The following is a 17,971-nucleotide window of genomic DNA, read 5'->3' as shown; positions in this document are numbered from 1 at the left end:
GGCTACAGACCTGCTCTCCTGGCTATGGCATCGAGACGTCGGTAGAAGCTTACGTTCGCTTCTTCCGCTCGGATGCCCACCATTTCGTGCACGTGCTGCCGGAGTTGCTGGAAGAGCTCACGCTCCTGCCGCTGTGCCGACTGCTGGGTGTCGACCTTGATGTCGAGGCTCTGCACCCAGCGCCGAAGAACGGCCACCTCTTGAACACGCAGCATCCGCGCCCCCCTCGTGGGCCCTGCGCCCTCATAGAGGTGACTCTGCAGTTCGTCAGCCATGCGCTGGGCCCGCATCCCCCTCGGTATCCGATCAAGACCCCGCATGGGGAAGCGCAGGGTTTCCCGATCGAGAGACGACGCCCCGGTCGCTGACATCTCCAACTGCGCAAGCGCCAGAACCCGGGCCGCCGGATTCCGCAATCCTTCCTGATGGAACCACCAGCCGCCGAGGGCCAGCGCGTCGGCGGCGGCCGGACCACCTCGTAGACCGCTCAGTACGTCGGCAGCGTGACTTTGCTGCCCGGTCCCCAAAGCGGCCATCATTTCGGACTGTTCCTCATAGGTCGCGATAATGCTCCCCGGACGCCCCTTGCCTCGCTTGTAGCCCAGTGTGTTGGCGACATGCACGAGTCGATTCCGGGCCCTGATACGCCAGTTCGTGGAGTTGGTGTACGGAGTCTGCCTGGTGACCGTTTCCGAGGTCCCGTCCGACCGGTAGAAGTTCATGTCGTCTCGACGATGCGCTTGCGGCCGCCCCGCCCGGCGGCCACCGGCGGGTACCCGCGCCGTGTGCGCATAGGGAAGGTATCGAGCCCAAGCGGCCGTGACTTCCGGCGCTTCCACTCCAGAGGCGATGTTGAACTGGAAGCGAGGGCGCCGACTGCCGGCCGGTCGGTCCACACCAAGACCGACGGGCGTGTCACTCGGTTCTTCACCCCTTCTCATCTGCGCGTTCCGCTCGTCCGCGCTCCTGTTCATTCGCGCGTTGCCGACATCAAGAACTTCCTGACCCAACTCACGAATGAAGAGGAGCAAACGATCGACATTGACCGTCGTACCCCCGATGAAGACCTTGCGCGGGTTGAGTGAGGCTTCCAGGTCGAAGGTATCGTCACCGATGCGGCGCAAGCCGCTGAGGCGATACCACACACGGAATCCGGCGAGGGCGCCAGTGAGCACGGGCGCGGGAACTCCCTTGCGGAGTAGGCGGGACACCTGTGGCCGCAGCCTTTCAGTGATCTTGAGAAGCCGCGCCTCCTTCGCCTCCTTGGACTTCTCGTCCTTGCGCCTCTGGTCCTGCTCCCGCCTCTTGTGCTCATGCTGCCGCCGCCTGTCGTCGCGCAGCCGGTCGCGCTTCTTCTTGAACCAGTCGCGGAGCTTGGACGCGCCGTTCTTCAGGGACTTGCCCAGCTTGGAGTTCTTCAGTTTCCGGCCGAGGGTCCTCGCCGCGTTGCGGACCTTCGTCAGGGCCGACTTGACGGCGCCCTTCGCCCTGGAGAGGGCCCTGCCCGCCGGGGACTTGGGCTTCTTCGGCTTGGTGGGCTTGGGGCCCTCGATCTCCTTGTTCTTCTTGGACGGAGTCCGGGGCTCGGCGCCCTTCTCGTGGGGCCTCTCCTGGTCCCTGGGCCTGTCGCGGTCCTGTGGACGGTTCTGCTCCCGGTCGGGCGTCCGGTCCGCGTCGCGGCGGGTCGAATCCTGGGGCTTCGACTCTGCCGGCTTCGCCGTCGGCTCCTGCTTCGCCGGTGACTTGGGCGTCGCGTGGTCCTTCGCCTTCGGGGGCGCCTTGGGGTCAGGGGTCGGCCGCCCCTTCGGGTGGTTGGGGCGTGCCGGTTCGCCCAGGCGGTCGTGGGCGTTGCGCAGGGCGCCACGGGCCTTGTTGACGGCCTCGCCGGCTGCCTTGCGCGCGCCGCGGCCCGTCTTCTTCAGGCCCTCGGTGATCTTCTGGGCCATGCCCTTGAGGCGCTTGCCGACGCCCTTGGCGGCGGAGGAGAGGCGGGCCAGGAGCATGTTGGTGATGAGGTCGAGGAGGGCGACGACGCCCGCCGCGACCGCCTCGGCGAACAGACAGGCCGCGGGGCCCGCCTTGACCGCCTTCAGGTAGGCCCAGAACTTGGAGAACGCGGAGAGGATGGAGCTGAGGCTCTGCCAGGCCGCCATCAGGCCCTGGACGATGGTGAGGATCGCGCCGGCCGCCGGGACCAGCATCGAGACGACCTTCTCGATGACCAGTGTGGCGATCATCATCGGCAGGGAGGCGATGATCGCGTCCCAGGCCATCTTGCCCATCTGCTTGATGGACACGCAGCCCTTGACCAGGACGTCGATGATGGCCTTGCCGAGGCCCAGGATGCCCTCGACCTTGGTGTCGAACCACTGCTTCACGGCGACCTTGATGGCGCCCCAGAGGTGGTCGGTGATGCCCGTCTTCGCCGAGCTGCCCGCCTTGGACAGCCAGCCGCCCGGGTCCGGCGCGATGTCGGCGACGAGCGCGGCGAACTTGCCGAGCGCCTCGATCGCGGCCTGCGCGAACTTGATCGCGCTGAGGATCATGGACTGGAAGGACTGGATGACGGACTTGAGGCCGGCTTCGAGGACGTCGAGGAGTTTGTTGAGGCCGGCCGCCAGGGCGTCGAGAAGGGCGTTGACCCCCTTCTTGAGGTCGTCCGCCAGCCGGTTGACCGTGGCGATGGCCCGGTCCCGCATCCCTTCGATGGCGTTGCGGAACTTGTCCCGCAACTCCGGGAACGCGGCGAGCAGCACGTCCCCGATCGCGATCAGCGCGTCGGCGAGCGCGTTGATCGCGTTGACCGCCAGGTCGCGGACGAAGTCGATCGCCTTGTTGGCCCAGTCCTTGAAGGTGTCGATGATGCCGTTGACGGCCTTGCGGGCGGCGTCGAAGATCGCGGTGACCGCTTCGAGGAGGGCGTTGAAGAAGCTCTTGACCTTGTCGGCGATCCAGCCGAAGAAGCCGCCGGAGGGCTTCTTCTCCTCCTTCTTCTTCTGGGCCTCCTTCTCCGACTTCTCCCGCTCGGCGTCGATCTTCTGGTTGTCCTGGTCCTTGCGGCCCTCGATCTCCTTGTCCTTGTCGTCGCGGGCCTTGACGATCTCCTTGTTCTTGGTGGTGTGTTCCTTCTCGGACTTGGTGTCCGCGTCCTCGATCCTGCTGTCCTGCTCGGTCCGCCACTGCTCGCGCTGCTGCTGGACCTCGTCGGCCACCCGGCCGCGTTCCCCGGTCTGCTGCTGGGTGTTGCGGTCGACCTCACGGTCGATCTCGGCCTGCTTGTCCCGCTTGGCCTGCTGCTCGCCCTGCTGCTGTTCCTTCTCCTTGGCGGTCAGGTCCCCCTGGGCCCGGCCCGCCGCGGCGTCGATCTCGGTGCCCTTCTCCTGCTTGGCCACCGCGCCCACGCCGGCCTTGGGCGCCGTACCGGCCTGCAGTTGCGCGCCCTTGCCGCCCCCGCCGACGGCCGCCTTGCCGACCAGCCGCTCCCGGGGCGCGTCGGGGAAGACCTGGTCCTCGCCCATCGGCTTGGCCGCGTCCTCGCGGCCGGTGCTGTGGATGTCGTTCTGCTTGTCCTTGAGGGCCTTGGCCTGGTCGTCGGTGCGCTTGGGGTCGCTGGCGCCCTCCAGGCGGATCTTGGGCGCGGGTCCGACCGTCTTGTTCCGCAGCGCCGGGTCGACCGTCGGTACGGAGTCGGCCGCGGCCTCGACGCTCTTGGCCTCGTCGGCGTTGAGTTCGGCGGCGACCGGCGGGGGCGGCGGGGCGACGTTGTCGGTGGGGTTCTGCCCCTGCGCCTTGTCGCTGCCCTTGGCCTGCTGCTTGTCGCCCTGATCCTCGGGGCCGAGCTTCTCGACGCTGCCGGTGACCTGGTCCGCGGGCGGGGCGGCCTCGGGCGGCGCCGAACGCGTCTGGGGCGCGCCGGAGGGCCGTTCCCGGGTTGGCGGGGCGGCGGCGAGCCGCTGCTGCTCCTGGCCCACCTTCTTGTCCACGGCACGGCCGACGCCGGGCATGGCGGCGGCGGCCTGGTCGGGCGCGAGCCTGCTGACCGTCTGGACGGCGGCCTTGGGGTCCTGACCGGAGACGTCCGGCGGCTCCTCCTGCTTCTCCTTCTCCTCGGCGGCCGCGCCACCGCCACCGCCGCAACTCCCCTGCGCGCCGTCGTCCTTCTCGGGCGCGGGCTCGGGCGGCGCGCAGCCGCCGCCGTCCTTCTCCAGGGAGGCCTCGGGCTGGGGCTGCGCTCCTTCGGGCGCGCCCAGCCTGCCGGGGTTGTCGGTCTGTTCGGCGGCGGGGCTGACCGCCGCCTGCGCTGCCGACGGTGCCGCGCCGGGTCCGGCAGCGGTCGTCGGACCGACCCGCTCGCTCTCCCCGACCCGGCCGCCGCGCGGTGCGGCGCCCGGCCCGCTCTCCTTGGGTACGGCGCTCTTGGCGGCCGGTGCCTCCCGCTGCGGTCTGGACGGCTCGGCGTCCCGGCGCACGGCGGGCGAGGGGTTGCGGTCCTCGACGGCCGTGCTCGGGGCCGACGCGCCCGCGGGTCGTACGGCATCGGTGGTGGCCGACGCGGCAAGCACGGCTTCCGAACGCACCCCGGGGCGCTCCGCCGAGCGCTCTTCCTGCCGGGTACGGTCGTGCTGATCCCGCTGCTCCTGGCGGGTGTCGGCGGAGTCCTGCTCGTCCCCCTGTGCCGAGGCCGGTTCGGGTTCCGGCTCCTGGCTCTCCTTGTCGGCGGTCCCCGGGTCCGGTCCGACCTCCTGATCGGTGGGCTTGTCCGGTTGCAGGTCCTGCTCGTCGCGCTCCCCGGCCCGGGCGACGGGCCCGCCCTCGGGCTGGGGTGCCTCGCCCTCGACGGGTCCCTCGTCCTGTCCGGGCGCCTTCGCGTCGGGGCCCGCGACGTCCTCGTCCTGGGCCTGCTCCTGCTTCTCCCGTTCCTGTTCGATGCGTTCGGCCCGGGTGGGGGGCGGGGTGGGAAACGTGGGGACGGTGGGCTCGGTCGCACCGGGAGCGAGCTCCTGCGCGGTCGGCACGGCGGACAGGTCGAGGTCCGTCTCGGGCAGATGGTCCTCGGGCTTGATCACGGCCGCCTGGGCGCCGCCCCCGGGTGTGCCCTCCTGCTCCTCGTGCCCGTCGACCTCGCCGTCCGCGCCGGCCTCCAGGCCCAGCGGACGCTCCTCCTCGCGGGGCTGCTCCTCGTCCTCGTCCTTCTCGTTGAGGCCGTGTTCGGACAGCGCGCTGTCCGGCTGTTCGGCGCGCTCGTCGACCTTCTCGGGACGTACGGGCCCGGGCTGGCCCTTGGCCTTGGGGTCGAGTTGCTCCCGCTTGGCGCCGGCGGCGGGTTGGGTCGCCCGGTCCTGGCGCCGGCGCCTGTCGGAACCGGGTGCGTTCGCCTGTTCCGGGTCCTGCTCCTCCCGGTCCCGCTGAGCCTTGCGTTCCTCCTTGGCCTGTTCGGTGCCGTCCCGCTGCCCCTGGGCGCGCTGGTCGGAGGCCTCGTCGACGTGGGCCCGGTCGGCGGACTGCCGGTCGTCCTCCTGCTGCTGTTCCTCCCGGGCCTGTTGACGGGACTGTTCGCGCGCGTCCTCCTGCTCGGTGCGCCGCGCGGCGTCCTGGTCCTCCACGGCGGCGTCCGAGCGGGCCCGGCTGCGGTCACTGCCGTACTTCTCGTCGCGGTCCCGTGCGTCGCGCCGCTCCTCGCGGGCGTCGGTGGCCTTCTTGTCCTGCGTGTCCCGGTCGCCGTCCTGCTTCAGCTGCCAGTGGACGCGTTCGACGCCCAGGAGCTCGAACAGGTCGGGCTCGGCCTGCGGTGTCTGGGTGGGCTGCAGCTCCGGGGCGCGCTCGGTGGCCTGCTCCGCGAGTTCCAGCAGCCGGTCGAACTCGGGGGTGAGCAGGCGGACTTCGAGCCGGTCGAGTACGGAGTCCTGCAACTGCGGTGACATGCGGGCGAGTTGCATCCGCACGCGGCCGGAGAGGTCGGCGGGGTCGCCGCGCAGGGAGCGCAGCACTCCGCCCGCGAGCCGGTCCACGAGGCTCGCCGGATCGACGGCCTCGGTCCGCATCCGGTCCGCGTCGACGGTCGCGTACCGCAGCCAGCCCGGGGTGGCCTGTCCCTCCTCCACCTCCGGGGCGGACGGTTCGCGCTCCGGTCGTACGAGGTCACGCGCGGCCGTCTCGGCCTCCCGCTCGATCGCCTGCTGCGGCAGGCTGACCGCGCCCGGCTCGCGTCCGGCGCGCAGGGCGCCGAGGCCGTGCGGGTTCTGCACGGTGTGCAGCAGTTCGTGGGCGAGCAGGCGGCGGCCTTCGTCGGTGCCGGGCTTGAAGGCGCCCTCGCGGAAGAGGATGTCCTGGCCGACGGCGACCGCGTCCGCCCCGAGCAGCTCCGTCAGCTGTGCGGCGTCGCGGCCGGTGTGCAGCCGTACGCGACCGAGGTCGTGCCCGAGCTGCTCCTCCAACTCGCGTCGCACGCCGGGATCGAGCGGCTGACCGGCGCCGCTGACGATGTTCTTCGGTTCCGGGGCACGGGACTTGGCGGCCCGCTCCTTGCGCTTGCGCCGGCGCTGTTCGGCGGCCTGCTCCGAACCGGCCTGCTGCGCCTGTGAGGTCACGGGGTCACCTCCCCTTGGCCGCTGAGTCCCTGGTGCACCGCGCGCGCCAGCTCCTGGCCGAGCCGTCTCGCGGACAGCCCGGCGGGCAGCGGGGGAAGCCCGGCCAGCGCGTCGACCGTCACGGTGCCGTTCGCCGCCAGGGGGACGCCCTGCTCCCGGACCAGCCGGGACAACTCGTTCTCGAACGCCACCGAGACCCGGACCGGGTCCACCCCGAAGCCGTCCAGGACGATTTCGCCGATCTCCACGCGGACGGCGGCCGGCCGCCTGCTCACACCCATCCGCGGACCTCCGAGGGCGTCAACGAGCGCTCCAGCTTGAGGTACTCGGTGCGGGCGGCCGCGAGCATGTGCCGCATCTGCAGCCGGTCACCCTCCTCCGCGGCCAGGAACGCCCCGGACAGGGCGATGTTGCGGATCGAGCCGCCCGCCACGGCGAGCCGGGCGAGCAGGTCGCAGTCGATGTCCTTGACGGGGGCCTGCGGCGGCAGCACGCGTCGCCAGATCTCGGCGCGTTCGTGCTCGGCCGGGAAGGGGAAGTCGACGACGAAGCGGATGCGCCGCAGGAAGGCGGTGTCCAGGGCCTGCTTCATGTTGGTGGTGAGGATGGCCAGGCCCCGGTAGGCCTCCATCCGCATGAGCAGATAGCTGACTTCGAGGTTGGCGTACCGGTCGTGGCTGTCCTTGACCTCGCTGCGCTTGCCGAAGAGGGCGTCCGCCTCGTCGAACAGGAGCAGCGCGCCGCCGCGTTCGGCGGCGTCGAAGACCCGGCGGAGGTTCTTCTCGGTCTCGCCGATGTACTTGCTGACGACCTGGGAGAGGTCGACCACGAACAGGTCGAGGCCCAGCTCCTTGGCCATGACCTCGGCGGCCAGTGTCTTGCCGGTGCCGGAACCGCCCGCGAACAGGGCGGTGACGCCGAGGCCGCGGCGCAGGGTCGCGGCGAAGCCCCATTCCTGGTGGACGGTGGCACGTTGCCGCACGTGCGCGACGATCTCCCGCAGTACGGCCGTCTGCCGCTCGTGCAGCACCAGGTCGCCCCAGCCGGCCTGCGGCTCGATCCGGCGGCCCGGCTCGTCCATGCCGATCCGGGCCTCGTCGAGACCGGTCCGCCAGGCGAGCCCCGCGGCGTCGAGTTCGTCCTCGTACGGCAGCCGGCGGCCCACGGTGGCCGCCACGGACCCCACGACGTGCGGCGGCAACTGGAACTGCGCGACCAATGACCGAAGTTCACTCTCCTCCAGGTCGGCGACCTCCGCGAAAGCACCAGTCCACAGGGCGAGTTGCTCCTCGTCGTCGAGCCGGGGCACGGCCACCCGGACGCCGCGCGGGCGCTCGGTGCGCAGCGGGTCCTCGCTCGACACGACGACCGGTACGGCGGCACCGGCCAGGAACGCCTCGACCGCCGCCCGCTGATCACGGTCCAGCTCGCCCACCTCCACGAGGAGCGCGGCGGGCAGCAGGATCGCCTCCCGCTGCCATAGCCGGGCCAGCCGATCGCGCTCGACGGGATCGGTCGGGATGTCCTCGGCGTTCATCGCGTACAGCCCGAGCCCCGACCGGGCGGCGGCCGCGGCGGCGAGATCGGCGCGGCTGCGCAGGTCACCGCCGGTCACCTCGACGAGCAGCGGTGCGCCGGGCTGGTGGCCGCCCTCTGTCCAGCCCTCGGCGAGCCGGCTCGCGGCGAGGTCGTACGACGGTGGCAGCGCGTCCGGCACCGGGGCGCGGCGCGCCTGGCCGTGCAGCCGGGCGTCCAGGTGGGGCGAGCCCAGCAGGAAGTGCAGGATCCGCTCGTCGAGCCGGAGCCGGGAGGTGGTCAGCCGTGTCTCGTCCTCCAGCTCGACGATCCGCCAGCGCCTGAGCGGCGCCACGGGCGTGAGCGCGCTCCAGTGCGGACCGTCCAGCGCGGCCAGGGCGAGCGAGAAGGTGGGGTGCGCCCGCCCCGGATCACCGGCGGCCGCGGCACACCGGGCGCCGGCCGTGGGCTCCAACTCGTAGGCGGCGGTGAGCAGTACGAGGTCACGCTCGAAGGGGGTGAGCCCGAAGCAGGCGACGAGGGCGTCGAGGAGGGCGGGGGTCGGGGCGGCGGGCACAACGGTGTTCCCGCCCGCAGCAGCGGCACGACGGCGGGCACGAGCACCGGCACCGGCGTCCTGAACATCCCCCTCGGAACCGGCACCCGCCCTGGCGTCGGCACCCGCGTCCGACGCGGTGGTGGCGCGTTCCGCGTGGGTGTCGACGCATGCCAGGACGCGGCGGATCTCGGCGGTCAGCGCCGCGCTGCCGTCGCCCGCGTCCGCGGTGCTCGACTCGTGTGTCCCCATGTGCTCACCTGCCCCCGTCGACCCCAACGTCGCCTCAGTTCTCCGTGCCCTCGTCGCCGCCCGCGCCCGTTCCGGAGCCCGGGTCCGTGGGCTCGGCGGGGGGCGCGCTCTTGGTCGTGCGCGCCGTCTTCGCGGTCTTCGCCGCCTTCGTGACGGCCTTGACCGGCGGCACCGCCACCTTGCGCGGACGTGCCGGCGTCTTCGCCGCGGTCCTGGCCACGGCCTTCGCGGGCGCCTTCGCGGCCTTCCCGACAGCGGACTCCCCGGCGTCGGTCGTCCCGGCGTCGGGCCTCCCGGCGTCACCGGTCCCGGCCTCCGGCCCGTCCGCGTCGTCCGCCCCGCCCGACGGCTCGTCGGCACGCGGCGCCGGCCCCGGAGGCACCGGCGCGCCGGGCGCACCGAACGGCAGCACCCGGACCTCGGACCGCTCCACCCGCTTCGCCGGGACGGGCGTCTCGCGGCCGTCGATGAAGACGAGGGAGGCCTGGTAGACCACCGACAGCGCGTACGGGGTCTGGTAGAGCATCCCCCACAGCTTCGACGTCTCGTCGACGTCCATCACCATCGGCGTGAACCGCACCCGCTGCGCCGCCTCCGCGAGATTGCTCCCCGCCAAGTAGGGCCGCTCACCGGCGAGTTCGATGACGTCCTGGGGCAGGATCGGCGTCTCGTGCAGGGTGCGCACCACGGAGCCGATGAGCCGCTGCCCGACCAGCTCGGTCTCGTCGCCGTACGCGCTGATCACGTACTGCAGGTCGAGCGCGGCACTGGCCCGGCGTACCAGCGTGCCGTCGGACGCGCGTGTCGGCAGGTCGTTGTTGCGCTGCGAGGTGTTGGGCGTGACCTGGTACAGGAAGACGGAGATGGTGGGGTCCGTCGGCGGCTCGGCCGGCGGCTTGCGCGGCTCCACCTTGACGCCCATGTCGATCTCCGGCCGCAGGTGGGACTCGATCAGCAGGGCGAGGGCCTGGCTGACATGGGCGATGGCGAGTGCGTTGCTCATGACGTCAGTTCCTCGGTTCCTCTCGTGTTGCCGGTCCTGCCGCTGTCACTGCCGGTGCGGCTCACTCGCGCCCCCGGGACAAGTAGTCCGCCAGGCTCACGGCCGCCCCCGGCCGCTCGGGGCGCCGCGCCGGCTGCCCGGTCCCGGTGTCCGGTCGGCCTGCCCTCACTTCCAGTCGCCCGATCTGCACCTGCACCACCTGTTCGGGTGTCCGCGTCGGCCGTCGGGCGGCGGCCAGCCGTACGGCGTCGCGGGCCGCCGTCGTGTCCGCGGCGGTGGGGCGCGGTGCCGCGGACACGACGGTGGGGGGAGCGGCGCCCGTGCCGGGGGGGAAGGGCACGGGTGCCGCGGCCCGGTCCACGCCCGGTTCCGGGCGACCTCGCCCGGACGTGCGCGGCCCGGTCCGGGGCGCCGACAGCGGTCCCGGCGCCAAGGGCGCGACAGGACGCAGCAGCGGCGCGGCCGGCGTGACGGGCGAAGCGGGGCGCGCCTGGGGCTCGCCCACGGCGCGCTCGGTGTGTACGACGGTCCGCTCCCGTTCCGTGTGCCGCCGGACCTCGGCGGCGGCCGGGCGCGGCGCGTCCCGGTCCGGTACGGCGGTCGGAAGGGCGGACGGCCGGGCCGCCGGGTCGGTGGCGTCGGGGTCGGGGGTCCGGGACCGTACCGCCTCCACTCGTTCGAACGGGCCGGGCAGCCGAGGGCGTACCCGGACCGCGTCCGGACGAGGGGCGGTGTGCCGGGCGATCAGCCGGTCGAGGAAGTCGGGCTCCGCCGACGGCGCCCCCGAGGAGGAGTCAGACATCCGCACACAGCTCCAGGTAGTAGCGGCGCCGCAGCGGGCTGAGCGCCAGGATCTCCGGCTCGCTCCAGCCGTAGGCGGTGGCGAGCAGGTGGACGTCGAGGAGCACGTCGCGTGCCCAGGCGTCCAGTTCGGTCCACAGGTAGGAGGCGATGTCGAATTCGGCGCGGGTGGCCGTGCCGCACTCGGGGCAGCCGACGTTGAGCGTCACGTCGGCGCCCGGGTCGGCCGCCTCGACGGCGTCGGCGATCCGCCGCTGCACCGGCGCCGGGAGGGCGTCGGCGGTCACGGCCGTCCCCTCGCGGACGGCCGAGACCAGGCAGCGCGCGAGCAGCGCGGCGCGCGGGTCGGCCGCCCGGGCCGCCGCCGTCAGGTCGGCGGGGGCGGGGAGCCGGAACGCGAGGTCCCAGCCGTCCTCCGACAGCCGGACGACCGACTCCCCCGCCGCGCCGAGCGACTTGGCGAACTCCCCGGCGTCCAGGTCGAACTCCATGTCCGCACCGCATGCGTGGCACTCCATCCGCACCTGCATGCGCTCGCCGAACAGCGCCCGGCGCAGTGCGAACAGGTCGGACTCACGCTCGCCCACCGGCACCGTCGGCAGTGCGGCGGGGTCGAGGTCCGGACGCGCCGTGCCGTGCAGCAGCACGGCGCGTCCGGCGGGCGCCTCGGCGAGTCCCGCCTCCCAGGTGGCCAGCAGTCCGGCCGCCCCGGTGATCGCCATGTCTTCCCCCGATTTCCTCGACTACCGCCCTTTCACGCCGGGTTGAGGAAGGAGGGCTCCTCGGGCTCGGGGACCTCGTAGTCCCGCTCCCAGCCCTCGCACTCCAGCTTCAGCGACTGGATGGCCACCGCGTTGGCGTTGGCGTCGAGTTCGCCGAGCACCTGGTACTCGCTCGGCCAGGTCCGGTAGAGCTTGTGCGAGACGGCGACCTGGCCGGCCTCGTTGAGGACCTGGATCACGATGTCCTTGCGGAAGTCGGCGAGGGACACCTCGGAGCCGAGCCCGGCGCCGACCTGCCAGACCTTGTTGGCCCAGCGGTCGAACTCGGGGTCGTGGGTGACCCCGCGCTCCAGGGTGATGCCCTCGAACTCGGAACGTCCCGGTGACTTGCGCGGGGAGGACGGGTCGCCGCCGTGGCGGTGCTTGACGACCTCGGTGGTGCGCTTCAGCGGACTGATCTTGCTGATGCCGGCGACCGTACGACCGTCCCACAGGACCAGGAACTTGAAGTTCTTGTAGGGGTCGAAACGATGGGCGTTGACGGTGAACTCTGCCATCGGATTCCTTCAGCTCTCCAAGATTCCCGCGGGCCTACAGCTCGAACTGCCCGGACGTCTGCTGGATTTTGACGATCACGAACTCCGCCGGGCGGACCGGTGCGATGCCGACGAGCACGTTGACGATCCCGTTCGCGACGTCCTCGTCGGTCGTGGTGTCGCTGTCGCACTTGACGAAGTAGGCCTCGCGCGGAGTGCCGCCCTTGAAGGCGCCCTGGCGGAAGAGCGTGTGCAGGTACGAGGAGGCGCTGAGGCGGATCTGCTGCCACAGGTTCTCGTCGTTGGGCTCGAACACGACCCACTGCAGGCCGCGTTGCAGGCTCTCCTCCACGTGCAGGGCGAGGCGCCGCACTGGCACGTACTTCCACTCGCTGTCGAGGGCGTCGGTGCCCTCCAGGGTGCGGGCGCCCCACACCACCGGGCCGGTCAGCGGGAAGCCGCGCAGGCAGTTGACGCCGAGGGGGTTGAGCAGGCCGGTCTCGCGGTCGGTCAGGTTTACCGTGAGCGAGTGCACGCCCGCGAGGCGCGCCTCGGTGCCGGCCGGTGCCTTCCACACGCCGCGCTCGGAGTCGGTGCGCGCGATGACGCCCGCGACGGCGCCGGAGGGCGGGAAGGAGCGCAGCCGTCCGGTGAGCGGGTCGGTGAGCTGCAGGTGCGGGAAGTACAGGCCCGCGTGGTTGCCGCGTACGGCGTCGAAGGCGGCGATCCCGGCCCGTGCCGTGTCGACGCTGACCCAGGTGCCGGGCGCGTCGACGAGGAGGAAGATCCGCCGTTCCTGGCAGAGCCGCTGGGCGGCGGACACGACCGTGATCGCGTCCTCGGTCTTCTCGTACGCCGCGAGCTCGGGCAACACCAGGAGGTTGACGTCGGCCACCGAACGCAGCGCCTGGACACCGGTCTTGTCGGCCTCGGAGCCGATGAGGTCGCCGGGACCGGGTGCCTCGCCGTCCTCGCCGCCCGCCAGCGGGAAGACCGGCGGGTTGACGGAGGCCTCCAGGCCGAGGTCGTTGGCGCACTCGCCGAGGAAGCGGACGACGTCCTCGGGGTCGGTGGAGCCCGCGACGACCTGGACGCGGCGGCCGAAGGCGGTGACCTCGGCGCCGGCGAAGGCGTGCTTGCCGGGCGCGTCGGGCAGGGCGCGCAGCTTGCGTTCGAGCAGCAGCGCCAGCTCGGCCACGGAGCACGGGGCCTCGCCGTCGCAGTCGGGGTCGTAGAGCGTGAACTCCCGCTCCACGTCACCGATCTTGACGGTGAGGTCGACGGCCAGGTCGGGCAGGTCGTGGCCGAAGGGCTTGGAGACGGTGCCGGACGGGTCGGGGCGGCCCTCGCCGACCACCTCGACGCGGATCAGCCGGGAGCCCGCGTTGACGACGGTCTGCGCGTAGCGGCCGTTCGAGGGGTCCATGGACAGGCCGGTGAAGCTCTCCCGGGCCTCGCCCCGGGCGTCGTACACGCGCAGGTTGAAGGTCTCGTCGGGGCAGGGCGTGTCGTGGTCGACGGCGACGCGCAGGCCGTTGCCCCAGAGGCCGGGCTCCTTGGCGTGCACCTCCAGGACCGGGCTGTCGCTGTGGCCCTCGGTGGACTTGAGGGTGACGCAGGCGGCCTTGCCGCTGCCGGCCTTGGTGACCCGGACGATGACGGCGACCGTGCCGCCGTTGCCGAAGAACTGGTGGACCGCGTAGCCGACGGCGCTGCGTGCGCTCAGGCCGCCGAAGCGGCGTTCGAACTCCGCGAAGCTGGTGACGCGTACCGGCTCGTTCAGCGGACCGCGGCGGGTGTGTCCCACGAAGGCGGTCACCGAAGTGGTCAGGGTCGAGATGGTGCGGGTGCTGCTGGGAAGCTCTTCGACGTAGACGCCGGGGTACGTCGGCTTGGCGGCGCTCACCGCGCTCATCGGCTTTCCCCCTCCTAATCACTGTCTCGGGCACCGGACGAAGGCACCAAGAGAAAGACAGCGGAGGGACGTTGTTCCGGATCGGCGCGACAGTCGGGCCCCGTACGCGTGAACGACGTGGCCGAGCGCACCGCAACAGTTCCCCCGTCAGTGCCCGGACGGTCGGTGTCCGGGTCAAGCAGCGCGCTTGTGACTCCTGATGCTCAAGTGCTCAACCCACCTTGGTGCTTGTGAAGTTGAGCGAACAAGGCACCTTCTGGCCAGCCCACGAGAAGGTTTCGTGAAGGTCGATCACCGGTATTCCCACACCTCACCCGCGCGCCCCCGACAGAGGATCCACACCTTCTGCACACGTCACGTCGGCAAAGAACGAAAGCCGGACCCCGGCACACCCCGGGACCCAGCAGCCACCGCACCTCCGACCTCGTGCGAGCCTTCGCGCGACCTCCAGGACTTCTCCAGCCGCACACAACCCACCGTGGCCGGTTCCACCCGCACGCACCCACACCTGGCGGCTGGGGTTGCGGCGGCGCCCCGAATCACCGAGGCCGGTTCGGTTACCCCTGACACCGACGCCGACACCTACGGGGGTCTCGCCGCGGGAAGTCCCCCGGCAGCACGGCCACGCACACGGGGATCCGACGCGGGGTCAGGTGGCGCGCGGCGAGCTGGGGCACCTCTCCACGCGACGCCGCCTTCCAGCCCGGGGACCGCCCGCGACGCCACGGGTGGCCAAGAAGTCCGGCCCACTTCAACGGGCCGTCCCGCAGGGTCAAGCACGGTCGCGTCGGATCAATGCACCGTAGACGCCGAAATCGGGAACCGACTCCCAGTTACTGGCGACGTCAATGCCATATCGGCTTTCCTTGGATTCCTCGCCACCCATGTCCACGGTGCACCGAATGATGCCGTCGGTCGTGAACTCATAGATCTCCATGCGTTCCGCGTCCACGTTTCCGCCTCGCTCCTGCGAATCGCCATATTCGTACGCGGTCGCGGTCTCCAGGAAGAGAGACCCGTCGATGAGGGTGAACGTGTAATCGAGGGAGTCGCGACCGTACTCGTCCATGAAAATTAGGGGAGGCAACAGCGGTGTACAACCGGCCGGAGACGTGCCTGGCTTGAGCCTGCTCGGGCGTCAGCGGGTTCATGGGCGTCTCGGTGAGGTTGTTCCACTGCTCACAGTAGGTCCAGATCATGGCTGTCTCAGCCCGTGCCCTTCGGTAGGCGGTAGACGAAGCCCTGCACGTCCCGGAACGGCGTTTCCGGGCCGCAAGCGCGAAGTCCAGCCGAACAACGCGATCCGCTGCCGGCCTGTCGCCACGCCGTCGATATTCCGGAAGTACTGGCTGTCCTACATCTGGGGGCGTCCGCCATTGACACGGCACCGGTCGATGAAGAGGACACGCAAGGTAAGGAGATCTGGCGGCCGCCCCCGGGCGGACTTGCTCAGCCGAGGAAACTCAGCCGCACCTGGCGGTTGGGGTTGTCGCGGTTCGTGTCCACCAGGCAGACCGATTGCCAGGTGCCCAGTTCCAGTTGTCCGTGTAGGACGGGCAGCGTGGCGTGGGGTGGTACGAACGCCGGGAGGACGTGGTCACGGCCGTGACCGTGGCTGCCGTGGCGGTGCTGCCAGCGGTCGTCGGCGGGCAGGAGCGTGTGCAGCGCGGCCAGCAGGTCGTCGTCGCTCCCGGAACCCGTCTCGATCACGGCGATGCCGGCGGTGGCGTGCGGGACGAAGACGTTCAGGAGGCCGCTGCGGCCGGCCGCCGTCTCCCGCAGGAAGGCCTCGATGTCGTCCGTGAGGTCGACGACCCGCTCCCGGGTACCGGTGGCGACGTGCAGCACTCGTGTGGTGAAGGCATCTGACATACCCCCATCCTGGCCCCTGTGAACCGCCGCCTGCCGGGGTCGGCGCACCGCGCGGGAAGATCCACGGGCGTGGCACTGTTGGTGGAAGCGTGAACAACACGCGCGAGGTCGAGGTAGTGGTCATCGGCGCTGGTCAGGCGGGTCTGTCCAGCGCCTATCACCTGCGCCGCACCGGTTTCGAGCCGGACCGCGACTTCGTGGTCCTCGACCACTCCCCCGCCCCGGGCGGCGCCTGGCAGTTCCGGTGGCCGTCGCTGACGTACGGCAAGGTCCACGGAATGCACTCCCTGCCGGGGATGGAACTGACGGACGCGGATCCGGCCAGGCCGTCCGCCGAGGTCATCGGCGAGTACTTCGCCGCCTACGAGCGCGCCTTCGACCTGCGGGTACGGCGGCCCGTGGACGTCCGCACGGTCCGCGAGGGCGACGGCGGGCGGCTGCTGGTGGAGACCTCGGACGGGACCTGGTCGACGCGTGCGCTGATCAACGCCACCGGCACCTGGGACCGGCCGTTCTGGCCGCGCTACCCCGGACAGGAGACCTTCCGCGGACGCCAGTTGCACACCGCGCAGTACGCGGGGCCGCAGGAGTTCGCCGGCCTGCGAGTGATCGTGGTGGGCGGGGGCGCGTCCGGCACACAGCACCTGCTGGAACTCGCCCCGTACGCGGCCGCCACCACCTGGGTCACCCGGCGCCCGCCGGTCTTCCGCGAGGGGCCGTTCGACGAGAGCGTGGGCCGGGCTGCGGTCGCCCGCGTGGAGGAACGGGTGCGGCAGGGACTCCCGCCCAGGAGCGTGGTCTCGGTCACGGGGCTGCCGCTGAACGACTCGATCCGACAGGGGCTGCGGGACGGTGTCCTGGACCGGCAGCCGATGTTCGACCGGATCACCTCGGACGGAGTGGAGTGGAGGGACGGTGGGCGCGTCGAGGCCGACGTCATCCTGTGGGCGACCGGGTTCCGGGCCGCCCTGGACCATCTGACGCCGCTGCGACTGCGCGAGCCGGGCGGCGGGATCCGCGTCGAAGGGACCCGTGCGGTCGCCGATCCGCGCGTCCACCTCGTCGGCTACGGCCCCTCGGCGAGCACCGTCGGGGCCAACCGGGCGGGCCGCGCGGCCGTACGGGACATCAGGCGGCTGCTGGCCGGGGAGCCGCTGCCCGCCGCCGCGTGACGTCCCGCCGGGTCATCTCGGCGACGCCGTCTGGGCCTGCTGGGGCTGAGCGGGGGCCTGTTGGGACTGAGCGGGGCTCGCCTGGGGCCGCGTGGGGCTCTGCGGCGCGGTCTGCGCCGGACTCCGGCTCGGCTGGGCCGGGGACTTCTGCAGTGCGTTGAACTCGGCCACATTGCGCTGGTGCTCCGCGTAGTCGGAGGTGAAGCGGGTGTCGCCGGGCTTGACGGTGACGAAGAACAGCCAGTCGCCCGGCGGCGGGTTGATCGCGGCGCGCACGGCGTCCTCGCCCGGGTTGTCGATGGGCGTGGGCGGCAGCCCCATGCGCTGGTAGGAGTTGTAGGGGCTGTCGATCCGGGTGTCGTCCATGCTCGTCCTGAGCGTGTTCCGGTTCAGCGCGTAGTTGATGGTGGAGTCCATCTGCAACGGCATGCCGCGGGTCAGCCGGTTGAAGACGACCCGGGCCACCTTCCCCATGTCGGCCTTGCCGGCGGCCTCGGCCTGGACGATGCTCCCAATGGTGACCGCCTGGTAGATGTTCATCGCGTTGCGCTGCGCACCGGCCGCGATGGGCGCCCCGTTGAACCTCTTGTTCGCGGTGTCGACCATGCTCTGCAGCACCGACTGCGGGGTCGCCCCCTCGGCGATCGGATACGTGGCCGGGAAGAGAAAGCCCTCGGGGTTGCCCCCGGAGTCGCCCGGCAGCCTGAGACCGGCTTTGGCGATGGACATACGGGTGGTGCCCGTCGGCACGGCGAGGGCCTTGTCGATGGCGTCGTACACCTGACTGGCGCGCCAGCCCTCCGGGATCACCAGGGTCTTGGGCTTGGTGTCCTTGCCGCCGTCGAGGTGGTTCAGCAGCGGCACCGCCACGGCGGTGCCGGCCACGACGGCGCCGGTCACGACGAGGGCGAGCTTGCCCCGGCGCGTCAGTCGAATCGTGCTCCGTGGCGGAGTGTTCATCTGCATGCGGGCACGTTAACCCGCATAACTCCGCAAATCCGGCATATCGTCAGCTTGTCGACGCAGTTGCGCGTCGCCGC

The 17,971-nt window shown here is 71.5% G+C and carries 12 protein-coding genes; 1 reads left to right on the top strand and 11 read right to left on the bottom strand.

Features of this window, described 5'->3' with window-relative positions; genetic code table 11:
* Nucleotides 1–2: 2 nt before the first annotated feature.
* The 10 genes from IPZ69_RS14060 to IPZ69_RS14015 all read right to left on the bottom strand — a co-directional run bounded on the left by IPZ69_RS14060 (nt 3) and on the right by IPZ69_RS14015 (nt 15,759).
* On the bottom strand, nt 3–6,587 hold the full coding sequence (locus tag IPZ69_RS14060) for an eCIS core domain-containing protein (protein ID WP_235454446.1): 6,585 nt from the start codon (nt 6,585–6,587) through the stop codon (nt 3–5).
* Nucleotides 6,584–6,868 (bottom strand): DUF4424 domain-containing protein, encoded by a 285-nt coding sequence (locus IPZ69_RS14055; RefSeq protein ID WP_235454445.1) that lies wholly within the window; start codon nt 6,866–6,868, stop codon nt 6,584–6,586. Before IPZ69_RS14055 ends, IPZ69_RS14060 begins: the two co-directional genes overlap by 4 nt.
* Nucleotides 6,859–8,910, bottom strand: a complete 2,052-nt coding sequence (locus IPZ69_RS14050) for an ATP-binding protein (protein ID WP_235454444.1) — start codon at nt 8,908–8,910, stop codon at nt 6,859–6,861. The genes IPZ69_RS14055 and IPZ69_RS14050 overlap by 10 nt, the downstream gene beginning before the upstream one ends.
* A 34-nt stretch (nt 8,911–8,944) precedes the next feature.
* Nucleotides 8,945–9,913, bottom strand: a complete 969-nt coding sequence (locus tag IPZ69_RS14045; RefSeq protein WP_235454443.1) for a DUF4255 domain-containing protein — start codon at nt 9,911–9,913, stop codon at nt 8,945–8,947.
* Nucleotides 9,914–9,974: 61 nt separating this feature from the next.
* Complete coding sequence (locus tag IPZ69_RS14040) at nt 9,975–10,715, bottom strand: hypothetical protein (RefSeq protein ID WP_235454442.1); 741 nt, start codon at nt 10,713–10,715, stop codon at nt 9,975–9,977.
* Nucleotides 10,708–11,436 carry a T4 family baseplate hub assembly chaperone gene (locus IPZ69_RS14035; protein WP_235454441.1) on the bottom strand — a complete coding sequence of 243 codons (729 nt, stop codon included), beginning with the start codon at nt 11,434–11,436 and terminating at the stop codon, nt 10,708–10,710. The genes IPZ69_RS14040 and IPZ69_RS14035 overlap by 8 nt, the downstream gene beginning before the upstream one ends.
* Nucleotides 11,437–11,468: 32 nt before the next feature.
* The gene (locus tag IPZ69_RS14030; RefSeq protein WP_004003113.1) at nt 11,469–11,993 is read right to left on the bottom strand and encodes a phage tail protein; all 525 of its coding nucleotides are present in this window, start codon (nt 11,991–11,993) and stop codon (nt 11,469–11,471) included.
* Between the two features lie 34 nt (nt 11,994–12,027).
* Nucleotides 12,028–13,887, bottom strand: coding sequence for a phage tail sheath subtilisin-like domain-containing protein (locus IPZ69_RS14025; protein WP_235454440.1), 1,860 nt, complete (start codon nt 13,885–13,887; stop codon nt 12,028–12,030).
* A gap of 772 nt (nt 13,888–14,659) precedes the next feature.
* Entirely contained in the window at nt 14,660–14,956 is a 297-nt protein-coding gene (locus tag IPZ69_RS14020; RefSeq protein ID WP_235454439.1) for a hypothetical protein, read from the bottom strand.
* A 380-nt stretch (nt 14,957–15,336) separates the two neighbouring features.
* Nucleotides 15,337–15,759: a secondary thiamine-phosphate synthase enzyme YjbQ gene (locus IPZ69_RS14015; RefSeq protein ID WP_235454438.1), complete on the bottom strand. Its 423-nt coding sequence runs from the start codon at nt 15,757–15,759 to the stop codon at nt 15,337–15,339.
* An 89-nt stretch (nt 15,760–15,848) separates the two neighbouring features.
* Here IPZ69_RS14015 and IPZ69_RS14010 point away from each other — a divergent pair, with 89 nt between their 5' ends.
* Nucleotides 15,849–16,931, top strand: coding sequence for an NAD(P)-binding domain-containing protein (locus IPZ69_RS14010; RefSeq protein WP_235454437.1), 1,083 nt, complete (start codon nt 15,849–15,851; stop codon nt 16,929–16,931).
* A gap of 12 nt (nt 16,932–16,943) precedes the next feature.
* Here the strand turns inward: IPZ69_RS14010 and mltG are convergent, their stop codons facing one another.
* Nucleotides 16,944–17,897, bottom strand: coding sequence for an endolytic transglycosylase MltG (mltG, locus tag IPZ69_RS14005; RefSeq protein ID WP_235454436.1), 954 nt, complete (start codon nt 17,895–17,897; stop codon nt 16,944–16,946).
* Nucleotides 17,898–17,971 lie beyond the last annotated feature (74 nt).

It is taken from the genome of Streptomyces olivochromogenes (assembly GCF_021538895.1).
GTDB classification, from domain to species: Bacteria; Actinomycetota; Actinomycetes; order Streptomycetales; family Streptomycetaceae; genus Streptomyces; species Streptomyces olivochromogenes_A.
Note: the sequence above shows the minus strand (reverse complement) of the source record. Positions and strands in the feature narration are given on the sequence as shown.

What these genes read in the sequence shown, in the direction of transcription:
- IPZ69_RS14055 (WP_235454445.1), bottom strand. Translation starts at nt 6,868, where the DNA reads ATGGGTGTGAGCAGGCGGCCGGCCGCCGTCCGCGTGGAGATCGGCGAA.
- IPZ69_RS14050 (WP_235454444.1), bottom strand. Translation starts at nt 8,910, where the DNA reads ATGGGGACACACGAGTCGAGCACCGCGGACGCGGGCGACGGCAGCGCG.
- IPZ69_RS14045 (WP_235454443.1), bottom strand. Translation starts at nt 9,913, where the DNA reads ATGAGCAACGCACTCGCCATCGCCCATGTCAGCCAGGCCCTCGCCCTG.
- IPZ69_RS14040 (WP_235454442.1), bottom strand. Translation starts at nt 10,715, where the DNA reads ATGTCTGACTCCTCCTCGGGGGCGCCGTCGGCGGAGCCCGACTTCCTC.
- IPZ69_RS14035 (WP_235454441.1), bottom strand. Translation starts at nt 11,436, where the DNA reads ATGGCGATCACCGGGGCGGCCGGACTGCTGGCCACCTGGGAGGCGGGA.
- IPZ69_RS14030 (WP_004003113.1), bottom strand. Translation starts at nt 11,993, where the DNA reads ATGGCAGAGTTCACCGTCAACGCCCATCGTTTCGACCCCTACAAGAAC.
- IPZ69_RS14025 (WP_235454440.1), bottom strand. Translation starts at nt 13,887, where the DNA reads ATGAGCGCGGTGAGCGCCGCCAAGCCGACGTACCCCGGCGTCTACGTC.
- IPZ69_RS14020 (WP_235454439.1), bottom strand. Translation starts at nt 14,956, where the DNA reads ATGGACGAGTACGGTCGCGACTCCCTCGATTACACGTTCACCCTCATC.
- IPZ69_RS14015 (WP_235454438.1), bottom strand. Translation starts at nt 15,759, where the DNA reads ATGTCAGATGCCTTCACCACACGAGTGCTGCACGTCGCCACCGGTACC.
- mltG (WP_235454436.1), bottom strand. Translation starts at nt 17,897, where the DNA reads ATGCAGATGAACACTCCGCCACGGAGCACGATTCGACTGACGCGCCGG.